Source organism: Dyadobacter sp. CY261, assembly GCF_021440085.1.
Classification (GTDB): Bacteria; Bacteroidota; Bacteroidia; order Cytophagales; family Spirosomataceae; genus Dyadobacter.
This window is the reverse complement of record NZ_JAKCPW010000007.1, coordinates 69,618-86,209: the sequence shown is the minus strand read 5'-3', so window position 1 is coordinate 86,209 and position 16,592 is coordinate 69,618. Positions and strand designations below refer to the sequence as shown.

Annotated in this window: 14 protein-coding genes; 10 read left to right on the top strand and 4 right to left on the bottom strand. The window is 46.8% G+C overall.

Annotated elements, in window-relative coordinates:
* The first annotated feature begins 152 nt into the window (after window positions 1-152).
* Genes LZD49_RS19925 through LZD49_RS19915 form a run of 3 tightly spaced genes read left to right on the top strand, consistent with a single transcriptional unit; the run spans window position 153 to window position 1,559 of the window.
* A complete protein-coding gene (locus tag LZD49_RS19925) occupies window positions 153-662 on the top strand; it encodes a hypothetical protein (protein ID WP_234669334.1) in 510 nt (169 codons plus the stop codon).
* 47 nt (window positions 663-709) lie between these two features.
* On the top strand, window positions 710-1,276 hold the full coding sequence (locus tag LZD49_RS19920; RefSeq protein WP_234669333.1) for a hypothetical protein: 567 nt from the start codon (window positions 710-712) through the stop codon (window positions 1,274-1,276).
* Complete coding sequence (locus LZD49_RS19915) at window positions 1,269-1,559, top strand: transcriptional regulator (protein WP_255721087.1); 291 nt, start codon at window positions 1,269-1,271, stop codon at window positions 1,557-1,559. The genes LZD49_RS19920 and LZD49_RS19915 overlap by 8 nt, the downstream gene beginning before the upstream one ends.
* A gap of 27 nt (window positions 1,560-1,586) precedes the next feature.
* On the opposite strand, the gene LZD49_RS19910 is transcribed toward LZD49_RS19915, so the two are convergent.
* Both LZD49_RS19910 and LZD49_RS19905 read right to left on the bottom strand, forming a co-directional pair.
* A complete protein-coding gene (locus LZD49_RS19910; protein ID WP_234669331.1) occupies window positions 1,587-2,330 on the bottom strand; it encodes a sensor histidine kinase KdpD in 744 nt (247 codons plus the stop codon).
* 40 nt (window positions 2,331-2,370) lie between these two features.
* Window positions 2,371-3,042, bottom strand: a complete 672-nt coding sequence (locus tag LZD49_RS19905; RefSeq protein ID WP_234669330.1) for a response regulator transcription factor — start codon at window positions 3,040-3,042, stop codon at window positions 2,371-2,373.
* 166 nt (window positions 3,043-3,208) lie between these two features.
* Here LZD49_RS19905 and LZD49_RS19900 point away from each other — a divergent pair, with 166 nt between their 5' ends.
* The 5 genes from LZD49_RS19900 (at window position 3,209) to LZD49_RS19880 (ending at window position 9,219) form a co-directional block, all read left to right on the top strand.
* Entirely contained in the window at window positions 3,209-3,658 is a 450-nt protein-coding gene (locus LZD49_RS19900) for a response regulator (protein WP_234669329.1), read from the top strand.
* A 174-nt stretch (window positions 3,659-3,832) separates the two neighbouring features.
* The gene (locus tag LZD49_RS19895; RefSeq protein ID WP_234669328.1) at window positions 3,833-4,465 is read left to right on the top strand and encodes a TMEM175 family protein; all 633 of its coding nucleotides are present in this window, start codon (window positions 3,833-3,835) and stop codon (window positions 4,463-4,465) included.
* Window positions 4,466-5,466: 1,001 nt separating this feature from the next.
* Window positions 5,467-6,540 (top strand): hypothetical protein, encoded by a 1,074-nt coding sequence (locus LZD49_RS19890; protein WP_234669327.1) that lies wholly within the window; start codon window positions 5,467-5,469, stop codon window positions 6,538-6,540.
* 89 nt (window positions 6,541-6,629) lie between these two features.
* Window positions 6,630-7,871 carry a hypothetical protein gene (locus LZD49_RS19885; protein WP_234669326.1) on the top strand — a complete coding sequence of 414 codons (1,242 nt, stop codon included), beginning with the start codon at window positions 6,630-6,632 and terminating at the stop codon, window positions 7,869-7,871.
* Between the two features lie 7 nt (window positions 7,872-7,878).
* Window positions 7,879-9,219 (top strand): T9SS type A sorting domain-containing protein, encoded by a 1,341-nt coding sequence (locus tag LZD49_RS19880; RefSeq protein WP_234669325.1) that lies wholly within the window; start codon window positions 7,879-7,881, stop codon window positions 9,217-9,219.
* Window positions 9,220-9,387: 168 nt separating this feature from the next.
* On the opposite strand, the gene LZD49_RS19875 is transcribed toward LZD49_RS19880, so the two are convergent.
* Both LZD49_RS19875 and LZD49_RS19870 read right to left on the bottom strand, forming a co-directional pair.
* Window positions 9,388-11,850: an alpha-L-rhamnosidase C-terminal domain-containing protein gene (locus LZD49_RS19875; protein ID WP_234669324.1), complete on the bottom strand. Its 2,463-nt coding sequence runs from the start codon at window positions 11,848-11,850 to the stop codon at window positions 9,388-9,390.
* 43 nt (window positions 11,851-11,893) lie between these two features.
* Window positions 11,894-13,552, bottom strand: coding sequence for a carboxylesterase/lipase family protein (locus tag LZD49_RS19870; protein ID WP_234669323.1), 1,659 nt, complete (start codon window positions 13,550-13,552; stop codon window positions 11,894-11,896).
* Window positions 13,553-13,753: 201 nt separating this feature from the next.
* Between LZD49_RS19870 and LZD49_RS19865 the strand changes: the two genes are divergently transcribed.
* A complete protein-coding gene (locus LZD49_RS19865; RefSeq protein WP_234669322.1) occupies window positions 13,754-14,794 on the top strand; it encodes a bifunctional transcriptional activator/DNA repair enzyme AdaA in 1,041 nt (346 codons plus the stop codon).
* Window positions 14,749-16,251, top strand: coding sequence for an MFS transporter (locus LZD49_RS19860; protein WP_234669321.1), 1,503 nt, complete (start codon window positions 14,749-14,751; stop codon window positions 16,249-16,251). Before LZD49_RS19865 ends, LZD49_RS19860 begins: the two co-directional genes overlap by 46 nt.
* Window positions 16,252-16,592 lie beyond the last annotated feature (341 nt).

Here is a 16,592-nt window from a genome sequence, read left to right as displayed (position 1 = left end):
CTTGGAGCCGGCTAGCGGCCAATCCGGGTTTCAATTATTCTTAATTTTTGAGTCGATGTCAGCCAAAATCAACGATTGGCGACATCCATTTTTTATTTTGGTTTATACTGTAAACTAATTTATATTTGCAACAGACTATTAACAATCATATCATGAAAAAGCTCTTTACAATCATTTTGCTTTTCGGCGGCTTTCATGCTGCCACTGCTCAGGACGATTCGCAGCCTGCGCGCAAGTTCGCTTTCCTGGTCGGCTCGTGGCACGGTACGGCGTCTGTCAATCTCGGCCCCAACTCGTGGAAGACAATCCAACAGTCGGAGGATGTGAGCTTGCGGCTAAATGACAACGTCATGTATGTGTCGGGCACAGGAACCGAAGACCAAAAGGTCGTTTTTGAGGCAATCGGCCTCATGTCCTTTAATAAAACTACAAAAAAGTATAACTTTCGGGCTTACCGCGAAAATGGCATGACAACTGATGCATATGTGGAGTTTAAAGGTGAGAAATGGTTTGAGTGGGGTTTTCAGTTAGCGAACGGGGCAAAAATGCGGTACAATACGCAAGTTAGGGCTGACGGTCAGTGGCACGAGCTGGGTGAGTACAGTCCGGACGGTGTCAAATGGTATAAAAACTTTGAAATGACCCTTACCAAAGCCAACTAACCTAACCGCGACAATTGTTTCGACAGCAAATGGAAAATGAAAATGTAATGTCTGAAAAAGATAGTCTCCGGATTATCCAGGACATGATCGACGCCACCAAACACTCTCTTCTTCAGGACGGGGTCATATACATTTATTGGGGTTGGATTATTCTGTTTTGCAGCCTTGGCGAGTATCTGTTGATGCTGACCACTTTCAAGTACCCTTATCTGACCTGGCTTGTGATGCCGTTCGCCGTTTTTCGTTATATGCACTATGTAAAACAAAGAAGGGCTGGTAGCCGGGTCAAATCTTACATCGACGAATACATGTCGGTGCTGTGGCGTGCATTTATCATTTCCGCTTCAACAATCCTTTGCCTGTTCCCGGTTATCGGCTATGAAAGGGTCCTTCCCTTGATCATCATTCTTTATGGTATCGGGACGTATACCTCGGGAGGCGTGCTGCGCTTTCCTCCCCTGACTTACGGTGGCCTTGCGAACTATCCTCTTGCTATCGCGGCCTTTTTCACTTCATTTCAGAATCAATTGATCATACTTTCTATTGCGGTACTAGTCAGTTATATCATTCCCGGATATCTATTGAAGGCGAACTTTAAGAGCCGTAATGTTTGAAAATTTAGACCCTTTACTTCATCAACAACTCAGGTTGGCCATCATTTCCCTTCTCATGAATGTAAGGGAGGCGGAATTTACCTACATCCGGGAAAAGACCGGAGCGACTGCGGGAAACCTGAGCGTGCAGTTATCGAAGTTAAAAGAAGCCAATTACATCGAAATCAATAAGAGTTTCAAGGATAATTACCCGATGACTGTCTGCTCGATCACGGACACCGGCAAAGCGGCGTTTGACACGTATGTTGCCGCTCTTACAAAATACATAGGAAAACACCAGTAGATATAAAAAGGAGTCGGCCTGCGCGGGTTAAGACGGAATTTCCGCCGAATGGGGGAACGTCAATGAAAGGAGCGTTCCCTTACAGACGGACAGTTCGATTTTTGCGCCCAGACAACCCGACAGCTTCTTGACAAGAACAAGCCCCACTCCTATTTCCTGCGTAAGTTCGCGGGCACCGCAGAGCCAGTCGGCGATAGCCGCGGGCATTCCGTCGCCATGATCTTTCACGACTATCCTGGTAGCATGTTCCGTTTCCTCGGCACTGATTTCAATGTCACAACCCACGCAGTGCTTGCTGGCATTATCCAGTATGTTGTGAACTACAATGGACACCAGTGAAGGGTTCGAAAACAGGCACACAGCCTCCGGCACGGTGACTACTATCCGGTTCCTGTTTTGACTGAAAACACCCGAAAGACCGTTCACAATGCCCGTAATGAGGGAACCGACATCAAATTGCGTGGCTGCAATAGCATTTTCCGTCAGATAGGTCTGATAGAAACTGGTCAGCTCTTCAAGCCTACCACATATGGCTGACAATGATTGCCCGATTCCGTTCGCAATCAAGAAGGCCAGGTTGGTATCGTTGCCAAGAAGCGCCTGCTTCAATTTACCCACCGCACAGTCCATAAAATTCAACGGCGACTTGATGTCGTGTGATAATGAAGCCAGGATATATTCACTAAGGTCCTCTTTTTCGCCATCCTTATGAGGTGACATAAACCCGGCATTACCGGGAAAGGCTGAAATGTAGTTTTGCTGTGAACGCATGAGTGGGGCTAGTCCGGGACGGAGAATTATGGGGGAATTATCAATATCGATTCAGTATCACAGGTTGTGAACACTCACGGGCGGCCGGATAATTTTCGATGAGCCCGCAAAGGTCGACCAGGTTGTTAGCGCCCACTTTCTGCATGATCCGTTTTTTATGTGCGCTAACTGTGGAAAGTTTTAGCCGAAGCCGTCTGGATATTTCCGTATTCTGCTTTCCTTCAATCAGCAGGTTCATCACTTCAAGCTCTCTGGGTGTGAGCGAATCAGTAAAAGGTATCACCAGTTCATTCGAAGCGAGCAGCGATTGAACCAGCATTTCCTGTAAGGCATCACTCAGATAGCGTTTACCTCCCAGAACCTTTCGCAGCGCTTCGCGGAATTCGCTATCGCCGGCATTTTTTGAAACATATCCGTCCGCCCCTTCTTTCAAAAAGGTCATCGCATGATGTTTTTCACTCAGCCCGGACGAGATTAATATCCCTACGTTTTTTTGGATACTTCGCAGCTTCGGTATCATCTTCGCCCCTCCTCCACCCGGCACCTTCACATCCAGGATAATTAAATCTATTTCCTTGGTAGTAAGCACATCGATAGCATCCGGAAATGTCCGCGTTTGAACTATATCACATTCCCCGACCACGTCCCTGGCGACTAATGCAATTCCGATACTCACCACCGGATGGTCTTCGACAATTAAAACATGCTTCATAACGCTAAAATGTATGTTTTGTAAGATCTGAATGCGATTACAGCACCTCCGGCGGACATCCTCTTAACAAATATAAACTACTTTATGATATAAACCAAATGCTCACTTTCGTGAATCAGCTTCAAGGCCCACCGCCAGCGCGTCATCGAAATATTTTATGGTCAGGATGGTTTTAGTCTACAAGGGAGAACAGCGCGGAAGCGTAGTTTTGGGTGCGAAAACAACCTCCGATGTGAACATACTGATTGTCGAAGACCAGCCGATTTCGATGCTCGGCCTGACCCTGGTACTGTCCGAGTCCTTCCCCAATGCGTACATACAAAGCACGAACCGAATTGAGCAGGCCTATCCTATTCTGGACCTGATCAGAGTCGATGTGTTGATCGTTGATTCCGGTTTACTCGGTGATCCTGCCCACCGAACTGTCAGCAGAGTTTTAGAACATCAGGCCGCGACCCGGATAATTGTCTGTACGATTTCCGTCTGCCAAAACACGGTTGAGGACCTGCTCTCATTCGGGGTCAGCGGAATAATAAGCAAAAAGTCGAGCGAAACCCAGTATGAGCAAGCTGTACGCAAGGTGATGCAAGGCGGCCGGTACTATGGAAAATTTTAAGGAAACTACGTTAAAAACCTGATCACAAATCAACTATGAACAGCAAAAAGACGCCGCGAATTCATCGGCTTTTATTCCTTATATTCTAAGTTGAAAGTGCACCGGAGAACCAAATCCATACAAATAGGAAGCCATTAAATAAGTCCGCATTCAACATATCTATAACGACAGGAAATGAAAAAAACTGAATTTCAATTGGAACGAATGATTCTGTTTAGCGATGCTGTATTTGCAATAGCAATTACCCTCCTAGTCATCGAAATCAAAGTGCCACATATTGAGCGGCAGATAAATGACGACTCAATTCTCCATTCGTTAATCCACATTCTGCCTGAGCTGTTAGGCTTCATTCTAAGTTTCTTTACCATCGGCATTTACTGGTCAGTACATCACCGGATTTTTGGCACTGTAGAGAATTACGATATAAAGCTGATCTGGATTAATATGACATTTTTGTTCTCGATCGTGCTGATGCCTTTTACGACCGCGGTGTATAGTCACTTTTATCAGCCCAATGTCATCATACCACATTTAATTTATACAATCAACATCTGTTTGACCGGAGTCCTCACCATTATCCTGATTAGCTATACGAACAATCCTGCATATTCCTTAAAATCCAAATACGACTCTAAGGGCTCTGTCACAATCCAGAATATGCGGGCATTGATGATGCCGCTGGTTCTGGTCTTCGGCTTGCTAATTTCAGCCTTCACCCTTCCCTGGATTGGCAGGATGTCACCATTATTGATTCCGGTCTACCTATTCTGCGTTAATAAGTTGACGAACTCGAACTCTTCCAGGTAGACTGCGCAAGCTAAACTACTATCCCATACGACTATTTAAATCATAAAATACCCTTTTTCAACAAAGTCGAAAAAGGGTATAACTATTACTCAACGTTGCGCGAACCCGAGCAGTTCGCCCACTTTACCCCTCATTTCCTTTCTCATCTTGCAGAGCATCCCGATGCCAGCTCGCCCTTGCTTTATGCTGCGATAGCATATTTCACCGCACTAAAAAGAATTTCGAAGCGGTGCATTGCCGGGCAAAAAACAACTTTCATTTACAATGTGTATTTTGAATTGATATCGAATATTAATCCTCCATACTGCCAATCATTATGACCTGATTACAACACCCCTACCCGACAATATCAAGTAGGGGATGAATCACCATGTCAACATTCACAGTTATGATTGAAACCCATGTGTGCAGTGGAAAACAGGAAGGTTTATTAATTTGATTGAACAAAGGTAATGATACGCAGATAAAGCATTTGTAGAATATCAGCACATTGAATCTTCGCTATTTCTATGTATTGAATCGCAAAAATCTACCATCGTATTAAGTATCAATTAAGAACTATTCCGACGAAATTACTTCCGGAAAATTCCAGTAATAAGAGCAATCAATTTTCCTAAGCTTGTCCGCAGTAGATAGCCAACAAAACCATTACTCCAATAGATACTTTCAATAAAAATACAGATTAATTCGACATTCGAATCGATCATAGAAAACAGCCAAACCCGTACCGTATAGGATCATACGTTGTACCAGTCGGCATGCAGGTATTTCCATAGGCAATTTTACATGCAAACCAAAGCATCAAGGCTTTGACTTAATTCCGAATTGCGGGCCTATTAATCCGGGATACCATCTGCTTTAATACATAGTATTTGTGCATTTTCCGCATGACTGCATTCTACAAATTAACGCATTGCGATCCATTAAGTTTGTCTGGCCACAACAAAAGGGCTCCGTATAACTTACACAATGCATTTGTATAACTAAATTCAATCAGCTTTATGAAAAAGCATTTTACAATCTCTACCCTCTTGGCATTTACGCTGATAAGTATTACGCGGGACGCCAACGCTCAGTTAAAAATTGGAAAGGAGCCCACTACAATTGATGCCGGTGCATACCTCCATGTCCGATCGGAAAATGATAAAAATTTCATTATCGAGAAAGCGACGGGAATAACATCGACGACTGGTGGGGTTCGGATTAATGGGGGAAATTTTTCTGTTCTGGATGGAACAAACTCAACACCATCCGTTTCAGTAACTCCCAGTTCCGGGATCAACACTCCGGGCATAGTTGGTTTAAACAATGTTAATTTCTCGGTAACCGGACCGACAGCTCAAACTCTATCCATTACCAATCAAGCCAATCTGAATATAAGCGGCGGTTCCATTTATGTCCAACCAATTGGACCTAATGCCCAGGGAAGGTACTTTTCGGCGAACTCTAATAATTCCGGAAAAGTAATAATCAATGATGGAACTGCGAAGCCTAACTATGTTTTGACGGCAGAAAATATCGGAGGGCAAGCTTCGTGGAAACCACTTCCTTCTTCATCCAAAACAGCTACCAAAGTCACGGTCTCTGCTCAGCAGGGAGCAGGTGTTCGTTATACCTTAAAACATGACGACAAAGGAAACCCTGTCCCCCACGACGATGAATTCCTGATGTCGCAGGTTTTTTATGGAGAAGCCACAACAGACATTTTTCTGGCAGACGCTATCATACATTACAACGCTGCCAATACCGGAGGTCGGCTGGGGTTTGCAATAATAGTTAAAGTAAATGGTCAGCAGATCGGTCCGGAGTATATAAAAAACGAGGAAATTGGAAGCGGATGTTACGGCAACTTTCTTAACATCAAATGCCATATTCCGCAAGATAAATTTTCAATTGGAACCAATAACCCCAATGTTCTGAGCATCTATGTGAAAGGAAAAAGAAATACCAATCCGGGGGACGTAATACTTGGGATTGGCAGATCTTCGAGTGACGGAGACAACAGTTGTGGCGGCCTCGCCAATGTTGCCAACAATCAAATAATCCTTACCGCATATCACAAAATTATTGAGTAAACGTGCTACTCCAATGGTAATTCAAACTTTCAAATGAAAGCACAGAAACTGCATGAAAATACATAACAAACAGCCTTAGCATTTTACTTATGGGATATACTAATTTCTACAATTTAGCCAGAGACAATTACAAGCACTTTCTTTTTGTTGTGCTCTCTTTGAGTGGTGCTTCTGCGTGTTTTGCCCAGGAAGGCAGCCAGGGGAATTTGTCTGTTGGTGCCGGGTCGCAAATTACATTTTTCGGCAATCACAACTTTTTGGCCGGAGCAAGTGGCGCACTGCCAGGGAAAATCGTCACCGAAAGAGCCAAGGAACGGATAAGCTATGTCAATTTCTCCGGCGCAAATCTGACTTCATCGGGGGCCGGCGACAATGCTTTTATTGATGGATATGTCCGCCATATGGGCGGCGGGCCATTTGTCTTTCCAACTGGCGACAATGGTCGGCTGGGGCAGTTTTCGGCGTCAGGAGCGGATATTTCGGGGGCTTACTTCTATGCGAACCCGAGCGTGGCTGTCACCAGCAACGTATTCACAGGAACGAACTATCCTGCCCTCCCGCTGGGGGCGCCTTTCAATACCGATAACATGGGTGCGCATGTGTCGAAGGTAAGCGATATAGAGTATTGGGATATTGATGGTGCCAATCCTACAAAAGTGACGCTTACATGGAGCCCCAAAAGCAACATAAGTTCTCTGACAAGCGCCTCTCTTTCCAAACTAGCCATTGTAGGGTGGAACCGAACCGTAGAGAAGTGGGAATTCATATCATCCTCGGTGGATGCGGTCTCCGTGCTTGGAGGGGCAAGCACTTTGACGTCGGGCTCGATTACCACCACTTCCGGCATCGTTCCTGACACTTACGACGCGTATACATTTGCCTCAATATCAGCCGCGGATCTGACGCCGGCGCAGTTCTTCTCTGTCCAGAATATCGCTGCCGGCCAAACCATAGACTATGTGGTCGCAATCAGCAACGTTGGATTACAGGAAACATCCGGCCTGATCGATTTTCAAGTGACGAATTTTCCTGCGGCATCGGGACTTGTCGTCACGCCCAATACTGCCACGAAAGTTACTATTGACGGAGATGTCCTGCCGCTGAGCAACGCTGAGTTCAATATCGCGACTTCGACGCTGAGATTCACCTTCAATTCCAAACCGGGAGTCGTTATTGCCAATGGAATGGTCAAATTCCTCGGATTTAAAATAGCCAGAAGCGGAGGTGCAGTTGGTTCTGTGAATAGCACGGTCACCATTACGAAAGGTACCGGTGGCGGAGAAACCCCCACTCAAAACAACACTATCGCCAATTCGATTACTAAACTATAAGCGCTCTATGAAAAAAAATATAATGTTTGCCTTGTTGCTTACCTTCGGCGCGATTCAAGCTGTATTCGCCCAATCGGGGGATTTGGAGGTGGTGTCGGTAGACCCGGAAGTGTCCCCGCTTCAAAGAGGACAGACTACGCGATTGGTTATCGCCGTTAATCAAAACGGGCCCGACGACTTACCGGTCGGCTCGGCACGGGTAACAATTTCGATCGACACGAGGTTTATCAACTGGGTTACACCTTTAAATATCACCGACGAGTGTGGAAATATCTGGACTGTTCAAACCACCAATGTTACACCAACAACAGCCGCCGTTCAATTACGGAACAACAGTGGAGTCCTTGCGAGCGGTATGAGTTGCCTGATTTCATTGCCCATCGTAGGCGTCAGTGCAGGCGATGCAGCGATTACGGTAGGTTCCACGGTATTTGGGCCGGGTGTAAGTGATCCTAACGGGAATAATCAGGCAGCTACCAGTTCGATCACCGTGATTGAAAATACGCCCGTCGCGCCCCGTGCGGTCAACGACATGCTTCTTAACGTCAAGGATACTGACCCGCCGCGGATGATTGCGGTTCTTTCCAATGATATAGCTAACACCGATCCGATCGATCCGGCCCGCGTGAGGCTAATTGACCCCAGAGGCAATGAGGTTATTACATTGACTGTTGCCGGAAAGGGTGCTTTCGCCGCAAATCCGGACGGTACGGTTACATTCACTCCGCAAATCGGTTTCAGCGGATCAGTGATAGTGTCTTACAATATCAAGGACATTGCCGGGCGTACCTCAAACCAGGCGACCATCACCGTGGACGTGAGCCTGCCTGTCACATTAGTGAATTTCCGCGTAAATAACGAAGGGAATGCCGCCCTGCTTGAATGGGCTACGTCCGAGGAAACCAACAGTGATTGCTTTGAGATCCAGCGGAGTGCGGATGGCAAATCCTGGGCGAAGATTGGCAAGGTGCCATCGCAAGGTGAAAGCAAAATTCTGAGAAGCTATTCATTTGTTGACGACACGCCCTTTTACGGTGAGAATTTGTATCGGTTGCGCATGGTAGATGCAGACGGGACCTTCGCTTTCAGTTCGATCTCATCCGTGCATTTTGGAGGCATACCGCTGTACGTATATCCTAATCCGGTGGCCGTATCGTTTTCCATAAAGGGAGAAGCTGAGTCATTTTCTGATCTCAGCATCCTGGACCTGTCCGGAAAAGTGATATATGAAAAGCGTTCGGAAGAAAAGGCCGTCGATGTAAGCGGTCTGCCGAATGGATTTTACGTGGTTCGTGTGACGATGCGCGACGGGGGCACCTGGACCCAGAAGATTATGATCAGGAAGTAATCCGTCAAATCTTCGGTTTGTTTGGTTAGCGAATTTCATAGCAAGTTTCCCCGCGCACTTCAAAAAGGGGAGCTTGCTATGTTTCTCTTTTTATTCATATAGCGGCATCCGAGTAACAACAGGCGGTTGAGTTCTTCGGATAAGGACAATCATTAGAAAAATAGTTGATTACAGTTTAAATGAATTCTTCCCAGCTTTCAACGCAAACGACTTGCCCTTCCAGACAAATTTGCCCGATGTCTTTTCAGGTAGAGTAATATCGGCTTGCATTGCTCCTTGCTTTACTTTATACGTGACTGATACCGCCCCATTCGGATGCGGCATTTGGCCGCTGATATCTTCGATTGAACCTAAATGTGGCGTAATTAACACTTTGGAAAAACCGGCCGCGTCGCTGTCAATGCCTAAAATTGTTCGGAAAAACTCGATGTTCGGGCTTGATCCCCAGGCATGGCAATCCGATCGTGAAGTGCTCACATCAGAAGTTTCGGCCCAGGTGGTCAGTCCCAGATCCATATTTTCACGCCATTTGCCTAGCCAACTCATGTAGTCATTTCCTAAACCAGCCTTGGTAAGTGCCTGATGCAGATAGAATTTGAAATAAATCGACGCGGGTGCCAGGCTTGTATCGGCCAGCATTTTGGTAGCCAAAGGTTTCGCCTGATCAGCAGCTACGATGCCAGAAAGAATTGCCAGGGAATTGGCGTGCTGAGAGTAGCTATCTTTTTCAGGAGTGTTGGCAAACAGCCCTTTGCCTGCGTCCCAATATTTAGCCTGAATGGTCTTTTTTAATTGCGCAGCACGCGCGTTGTAATGAGCTGCCAGATCTTTCAACCCCAAATTGCCTTCCAGCTCCGCCGCCAGCTGGTAGGTCCAGAGCAGCTGCATGTCCAGCACTGCCGACTCGCCATTTTTACCAACGGGTGCCATCCCAAAATCCCAACCCTTTCCTTGTGACCAGTCGGTAAAAACCCAGTAGGGCACATTTTTCAGAGATCCGTCAGTTTGTTGATAGCGTTCAAAAAACGAGAGGACTTGCCTCGCTCCCGGAAGTTTGTCCTTTATAAAAAGACTGTCCGACCGGTATTTATAGTAATCATGCAGCATGGCGACCCACCACAACGAGAATGTCGGTATCTGCTGGTGCAGGTCTGTGGGATAGCGGCTTAATGTAATCCCCTCGGCGATGCGTGAATGGTCCATTAGGGTCAACGCGTTGCGGACGAGCCGGTCGTCGCCTGCATTATACATGGAAACCAAGGCTTGAATGCGGGCATCGCCAATGTATTGCAGCTGCTCGTAATATGGACAATCCATGTAGGTTTCAAAAGCGCAGAGCCGTGCAGTACGCCAGCCAATTTCCAGCATTTTCCCCATTTCGGCATTCTGGGTTTGCAGCTTTGCTTTTTGTTCGAAAGGATAACCCGTGAATGTGCCATACAGGTCGTCGATGATTAGCGGATCTGCCTTTGTTTCAATGCTGAGTTGCATATAGCGGTAAGTCCGCCAGCTGAGCGGTGTGAATTGTTGGCCTGCCCCGCCGTTGGAACGAATGCTGTCTGCCCTGCCAACGAAGATCTTTTCATCCACTTCATTGCGGTTGCCTTTGGGAAGCATTGGTAGTCTGGGGCTTTTCAGCACTTCTTTTTTTCCAACATAAAGACCTTCCGCATAACCTATGGAAATGCCCGCATCTTTTCCGCCGCTGAATTCCAACGTCGGGTACGCATTAGTCAAATGTCCCTGATCCAGCAAAATCGTCGCTTTTGTATTAGCCGGAATGGTGACGCTTGTTTTCGTTGCCGGAAAGCTTGCCGGCACCTGTACGCCTTCCGCTTTTCGTGTTGCAGCCAGGCGCTCAATGGCCATTTCCATTTGTGGGATCTGCGATTGCACCAGCATCCAGCCCGATGAATTTACAGCCGCATCCTTGGTCACGCCCGGCCCGATTTGACGCGCGTTCACCCATTTGCTGTCATCGTAACCCGCCTTTTCCCAGCCGCTCACATGCGCATTCATATCCACAAGCTCAGCCGGCCCAGCTACATAGTAACCCGGAACTTTCACCGGCAGAGGCTGATAACTTTCATCCTTGACCGTTTTCCAGCTTTCATTAGTATTAAGGACCTCCTCGGCTGCTGAATTCCCCTGCAGAATAAATCCGGTTAAATAAGAAATTTGAGATTCAGGTTTCAGGCGACCTTCATTCCAGACTACTGCCGATACCGTATTGCTGCCAGCATTCAGATACGCCGCAAGGTCGACCGTTTCAAAGTTCCAGAAATAAAGATCGCCCCGCGCCGGGCCCTGGGAGACGTGCTTTCCATTGACAAAAAGCTTGTAACGGTTGTCCCCTGAAACATGCACTACAAACGTGGCCGGTTTTGCAGCGAGCTCAACCGTTTTCCTGAATTTGAAGACACCATAATCTTTCAGCGTGAGGTCAGAGGCAGCCGTAAACCGGTTAATCGGCTTGCCTGGCCCGGTAATCCACTGCGCTTTCCATGGCTTCTGCGGCAGTTCGTCGCTGAGTCGTACAGCGGCACTCCGCTGGGCGGCAACCCGCTGGGCTGACAAATGCATCGTGCTAAGGATGAATAGCAATGCAGCTGCGTATATTTTTATTTTCATTGAAAATCCTTCAAAACGTTCAGGTTAAAAAAGAAAACATCCACTAAACTTTACCGATCGATCTCCACATGGCGAGCTCTTCTGAGAATCGGTTATTGATGACCTCACATTTTGTATCAATCCGCATAGTGGGGCGCTTTTCCAGGTTGTAGGCGGGCCATTCGGGGACATCTTTGGCTGCGGGTTTTCCGGTTCTTGCAAATGTTGTCCAAAGCTCTGCGAAATGACGGGAAGCCACGAAACGCTCCGGTTTGTTTCCTCCAAAAAAGCTTTCCTTGGGCTGAGAGCCGTCCCTCGGCGGAATCTCATTGTTGAATTTGAAAGAAATATCCATGGCGTGCGGCGTGCCCATGGCATAATCGGTGCCAGGTATCTTTTTCTCTGACTTATAACCAAAATTGTACAAATACGCCGGCGCACCATTCTGTTTTGCTTTTTTTTCTGCGATATCAACCGATCCGAGCCCCATCATGGAGATCGACGAAATAGCGACGAAAATGTCGGGAGCAGTCGCCTCAGGTGTTGCTTTACGGTAGGCGGCGATCAATTTTTCGGTGTCAGCCCCATAGGTTGGTTCCAGCTTTTTCTGTAAACCTTCGAAATCTATTTTGAACGATTCAGTATCCTTTCGCTCCCAGGCGAAGAAGGTGTATTCATCTTCATTCCAGCCGACGAGTAATGGTTTGTTCCGTGAAATTTCCGGAGCCGTAGGGTCAAATGGATGATGAGGAAGCACTTTTCCATCGACTACGGGGCCAAAACCACCCACCCGACCGCGCATGCCAGTGACGTTTTTATTTCTTTCGATGAAGGGCGGGACAAATGGTAGTTTCGCTTGCATCGCCAGCAGGTCGGCGGCAGGCACATCTAATAATTTCCGCCAATCTCTCTGTGCGATATTAAGTTCCTTCAACAGCATTGCCGTTGTTTCGGCCGCTGTTACCCGAGTAGTCATCCTGACGCCTGGACCGCTTTCTATGGATGCCTTGTTAAAATAAGGTGCTGCCGCAGGCATCGTATACAAGCAGGATGTTTTCGCCCCACCCCCCGATTCGCCAAAAATCATTACATTATCAGGATCACCGCCAAACTGCGCAATGTTTTGGTTTACCCATTTCAAACCTTCGGCAATATCCAGAATGCCCATATTCCCCGAACCTTCATACTCAGCGCCAGCAATTTCATCCAGGTAAAGGAAGCCCAGCAAGCCCAAACGGTGATTGGTTTGCACCACAACGACGTCGAAATTCCGCGCCAAATTAGACCCGTCCTGCCCGGGTGACGCGCCTGACCCAATCACAAACCCACCGCCGTGGCTGTAAAACATCACAGGCCGTTTTTTGTGATCGTTCGCTGGTGTCCACACATTCAGAAAAAGACAATCCTCCGAAGGAGCGGGCTCGTTACGGCGCGGAGATTGTATGGCAGGCGCTCCAAACTGTGTCGCGTCCCGCACGCCGGTCCACGGTTGTAAAGGCGCGGGCCTGCGGAACCTTCTGTCACCAGAAATTCTGCCACCATACGGAACGCCTTTAAAAACATTGACGCCATCACTTTTGATACCTTTTATTTTGCCCGTAACCGTTTCGGCCTCAACAAATCCATCCGGCCTGGTATGTGCCCTAAACCCGGAACCTATCGTCATCGCCGCGGTGCCTAATGAAAGTTGGGTCAGAAAATATCTTCTGTTGATTTGATGCATATGGAAGTTAATTGCAGAGTGTATCAGAATTATTTGATTACCAGCAACAATACAAGAAAATACTGTAAAAGTCTAATCCAAATTTCTTACCTGATGATGGGGATTTCTTACCTCCTGAACGACTAAAAAATAGGTGTTAATTTCCCGGTTGCCAGCCTGCAAAACCTGTTCTAATTTTGGCAATCACTTCAAAACACTTTTATGAATCTTTCAAATGAAAGGATGTATCAGGCCATTATCGAGAAGGATACCCAGTTTGAAGGGGTATTTTTTACGGCTGTCAAAACAACAGGTATTTTTTGCCGCCCCACCTGCACTGCCAGAAAACCTAAGATGGAAAATGTCGAATTTGTCTTTTCGGTAAAGGATGCGTTTCAAAAAGGATATCGGCCTTGCAAGGTTTGTAGGCCACTGGAATTTTTAAATCAGGCACCGGATATGATCCGTTCGCTTCTGGAGGAGTTGGCCAATGACTCCGCCTTGAAAATCAGAGATGCCGATCTAATTGCTCGCGGGCTTGAACCCAATTCGATCCGTCGGTGGTTTCTAAAAAACCATCAAATGACCTTTCATGCCTATCAACGAATGCATCGAATTAACTCCGCGTTCAAAAACATCCAGGAGGGGCAATCAATCACAACCGCTGCATTCGATTCCGGATTTGATTCCCTTAGTGGCTTCGGTGACTCATTTAAAAGCATTTTCGGATTTTCTCCGGCGAAAGGCAAATCACAACAAGTGATTGATTTGAAACGAATCGAAACACCCCTGGGGACCATGTTTGCGTGCGCGGTGAAAGCAGGTGTCTGTCTTTTAGAATTCACCGATAGAAAGATGCTGGAAACAGAGTTCAAAATTCTTTCGAAGGCCTTGAATGCGACAATAATCCAAGGCAAAAACGATCACTTCGAAACGCTGGAAAGAGAGCTTAGCGAATATTTCACGGGCAAACGAAAACAATTCACCGTACCGATGGTTACCCCTGGTTCCAGGTTTCAAAATATGGTCTGGGAAGCGTTGCGGGCTGTTCCATATGGTGAAACCGTTAGTTACCAACAACAGGCGGCAACGATCGAGCGGCCGGATGCCATACGTGCAGTGGCGAATGCAAATGGAATGAACAAAATATCGATACTGGTACCTTGCCATAGGGTCATCGGGACGGACGGCAGCTTAACCGGCTACGGCGGCGGCATATGGCGCAAACAGTGGCTCCTCGCCTTGGAGAAGGCCAACAAGTAACTTCCCATTTTTTTATCGTCTCATTGATCCTTACCATGAATACTCCACATTCAAGGTGGCTGATGCTATGCATCATCCTCACGGCTCCTTTACTCTACGTAGTAGACATTTTCATCGTCAATATGGCGATACCAGTCATTAAACAAAAGCTAAACGCCAGTCAGAGTGACATTCAACTGGTGATTGCCGGGTACTTGCTGGGAAGCGCTTGTTGCTTGATCCCGGCGGCGCGGGCAGGAGACTACCTGGGGAGAAAGAAGGTCCTTTATTGGGGAATGTTCGCTTTCACCATAACTTCCTGCTTTTGTGGCATGTCGCAAACCCCGACGGCATTAAATATCGCCCGCTTTTTTCAGGGTATTAGCTCTGCATTCATGGTAACGCAATCGCTTTCTTTGATACAAGAGCTATTCCCTCAGCCCGCAGACCGCGCAAAGGCCATTGGTTGGTATGGAATGACGCTCAGCATTGCGGCAATAATTGGGCAGATTCTTGGAGGATACTTCGCTGAACTTGAATTTACCATACCCGGTTGGCGGTTGATCTTTCTCATTAACGGCCCACTCGGACTGGCATCCATGTGGGCTATCGACAAATGGGTGGGTGAAAGCTGTAAATTGCCCATCAAGAAATTCGATGTTGCAGGGACAGTGATGCTAACATTGGCCATCGGATCGCTGATTTATGCACTCACGGCGGGCAGGGAAGCCGGTTGGGCGGCTTGGAGCAGCTTGGTCATCATTTTCGGAGCAGTAATGCTCGCGGCCTTCTTTTGGTATCAGTATTTCAAGATTAGCCGTAATGAAGAGCCATTGATGGATGTACGCATCTTCCGGCAGCGCCAATTTTTGATTGGACTAGGTGCCGTATTGTTTCATTTCATGGTGCACACTTCTTACCTGCTGATGATAGCTGTTTACCTTCAATCCGGACTGGGCATTTCGGCCTTTACGTGCGGTGCCTACTTTATTCCGCATGCACTGCTGTTTATGCTGTCCTCATTTTTGGCGTCAAAACAGCTTATGCGTTTTGGGAAAAATGTGCTCCTAGCCGGTTCGCTGATTATTATGACGTCCTTTATTTTACACATATTCTTGCTACACCATGCAGCAGCATTGACAATCATCTCACTTATCGGATTGTATGGCCTTGGAAACGGGTTGGTTCTTCCGTTCCTTTTGAATGTAGTATTAGACGAAGTGCCCACATCCGATGCTGGAATTACCTCCGGAATCTTCTCTACATTCCAACAAATCGCGTCCGCATTAGGAATCGGTATTATCGGTGGGGTATTTTACGAAAGCCTTACAGGAAATGCCTTAGCCGACTACAAAATTGCGCTAGACAATGGCTTAATTGTCGGATTGGCCTTCCTGGTAATTGTCTTTTGTTTGCTGGGACTCACCAAGGGTACTCGTGGTCGGGAATTGGCGCCAAGAAAAAAATCAGACTTTTGATACGGTGATGGAAGGTTGAGCACACACTCCCTTGTTCTCAAAATGTTTGCTGTTGTTTTGGAATGTGCTGCTATACCAATCATGCAGCGATAGCCTAGCCAAAATGCTGATGAAATGGGTGCAAGATTGAAGGTGTCATCGCTATTGGTAGTGCCTACTAATACAACTGGTTTACCAAAGTATAAAATTGATGGGTAACTGACGTGATGCATTGAGTTACTTCCTTTTATCAAAACAACCCAATTTACTGCTAGCTAAAAGCCCGTTTCTTGCTAAGTACAGAAATCATTTTTGCTAATAAGCAGTCTCAAAAAAGACCGCAGTATTTTTGGCATTGGCGT

Bases quoted from the DNA above. Each gene is read 5' to 3' on its own strand.
- LZD49_RS19915 (WP_255721087.1), top strand. From the start codon at position 1,269: ATGTTTGAAAATTTAGACCCTTTACTTCATCAACAACTCAGGTTGGCC.
- LZD49_RS19925 (WP_234669334.1), top strand. From the start codon at position 153: ATGAAAAAGCTCTTTACAATCATTTTGCTTTTCGGCGGCTTTCATGCT.
- LZD49_RS19910 (WP_234669331.1), bottom strand. From the start codon at position 2,330: ATGCGTTCACAGCAAAACTACATTTCAGCCTTTCCCGGTAATGCCGGG.
- LZD49_RS19905 (WP_234669330.1), bottom strand. From the start codon at position 3,042: ATGAAGCATGTTTTAATTGTCGAAGACCATCCGGTGGTGAGTATCGGA.
- LZD49_RS19900 (WP_234669329.1), top strand. From the start codon at position 3,209: ATGGTTTTAGTCTACAAGGGAGAACAGCGCGGAAGCGTAGTTTTGGGT.
- LZD49_RS19860 (WP_234669321.1), top strand. From the start codon at position 14,749: ATGGCGCAAACAGTGGCTCCTCGCCTTGGAGAAGGCCAACAAGTAACT.
- LZD49_RS19895 (WP_234669328.1), top strand. From the start codon at position 3,833: ATGAAAAAAACTGAATTTCAATTGGAACGAATGATTCTGTTTAGCGAT.
- LZD49_RS19880 (WP_234669325.1), top strand. From the start codon at position 7,879: ATGAAAAAAAATATAATGTTTGCCTTGTTGCTTACCTTCGGCGCGATT.
- LZD49_RS19870 (WP_234669323.1), bottom strand. From the start codon at position 13,552: ATGCATCAAATCAACAGAAGATATTTTCTGACCCAACTTTCATTAGGC.
- LZD49_RS19885 (WP_234669326.1), top strand. From the start codon at position 6,630: ATGGGATATACTAATTTCTACAATTTAGCCAGAGACAATTACAAGCAC.
- LZD49_RS19890 (WP_234669327.1), top strand. From the start codon at position 5,467: ATGAAAAAGCATTTTACAATCTCTACCCTCTTGGCATTTACGCTGATA.
- LZD49_RS19920 (WP_234669333.1), top strand. From the start codon at position 710: ATGTCTGAAAAAGATAGTCTCCGGATTATCCAGGACATGATCGACGCC.
- LZD49_RS19865 (WP_234669322.1), top strand. From the start codon at position 13,754: ATGAATCTTTCAAATGAAAGGATGTATCAGGCCATTATCGAGAAGGAT.
- LZD49_RS19875 (WP_234669324.1), bottom strand. From the start codon at position 11,850: ATGAAAATAAAAATATACGCAGCTGCATTGCTATTCATCCTTAGCACG.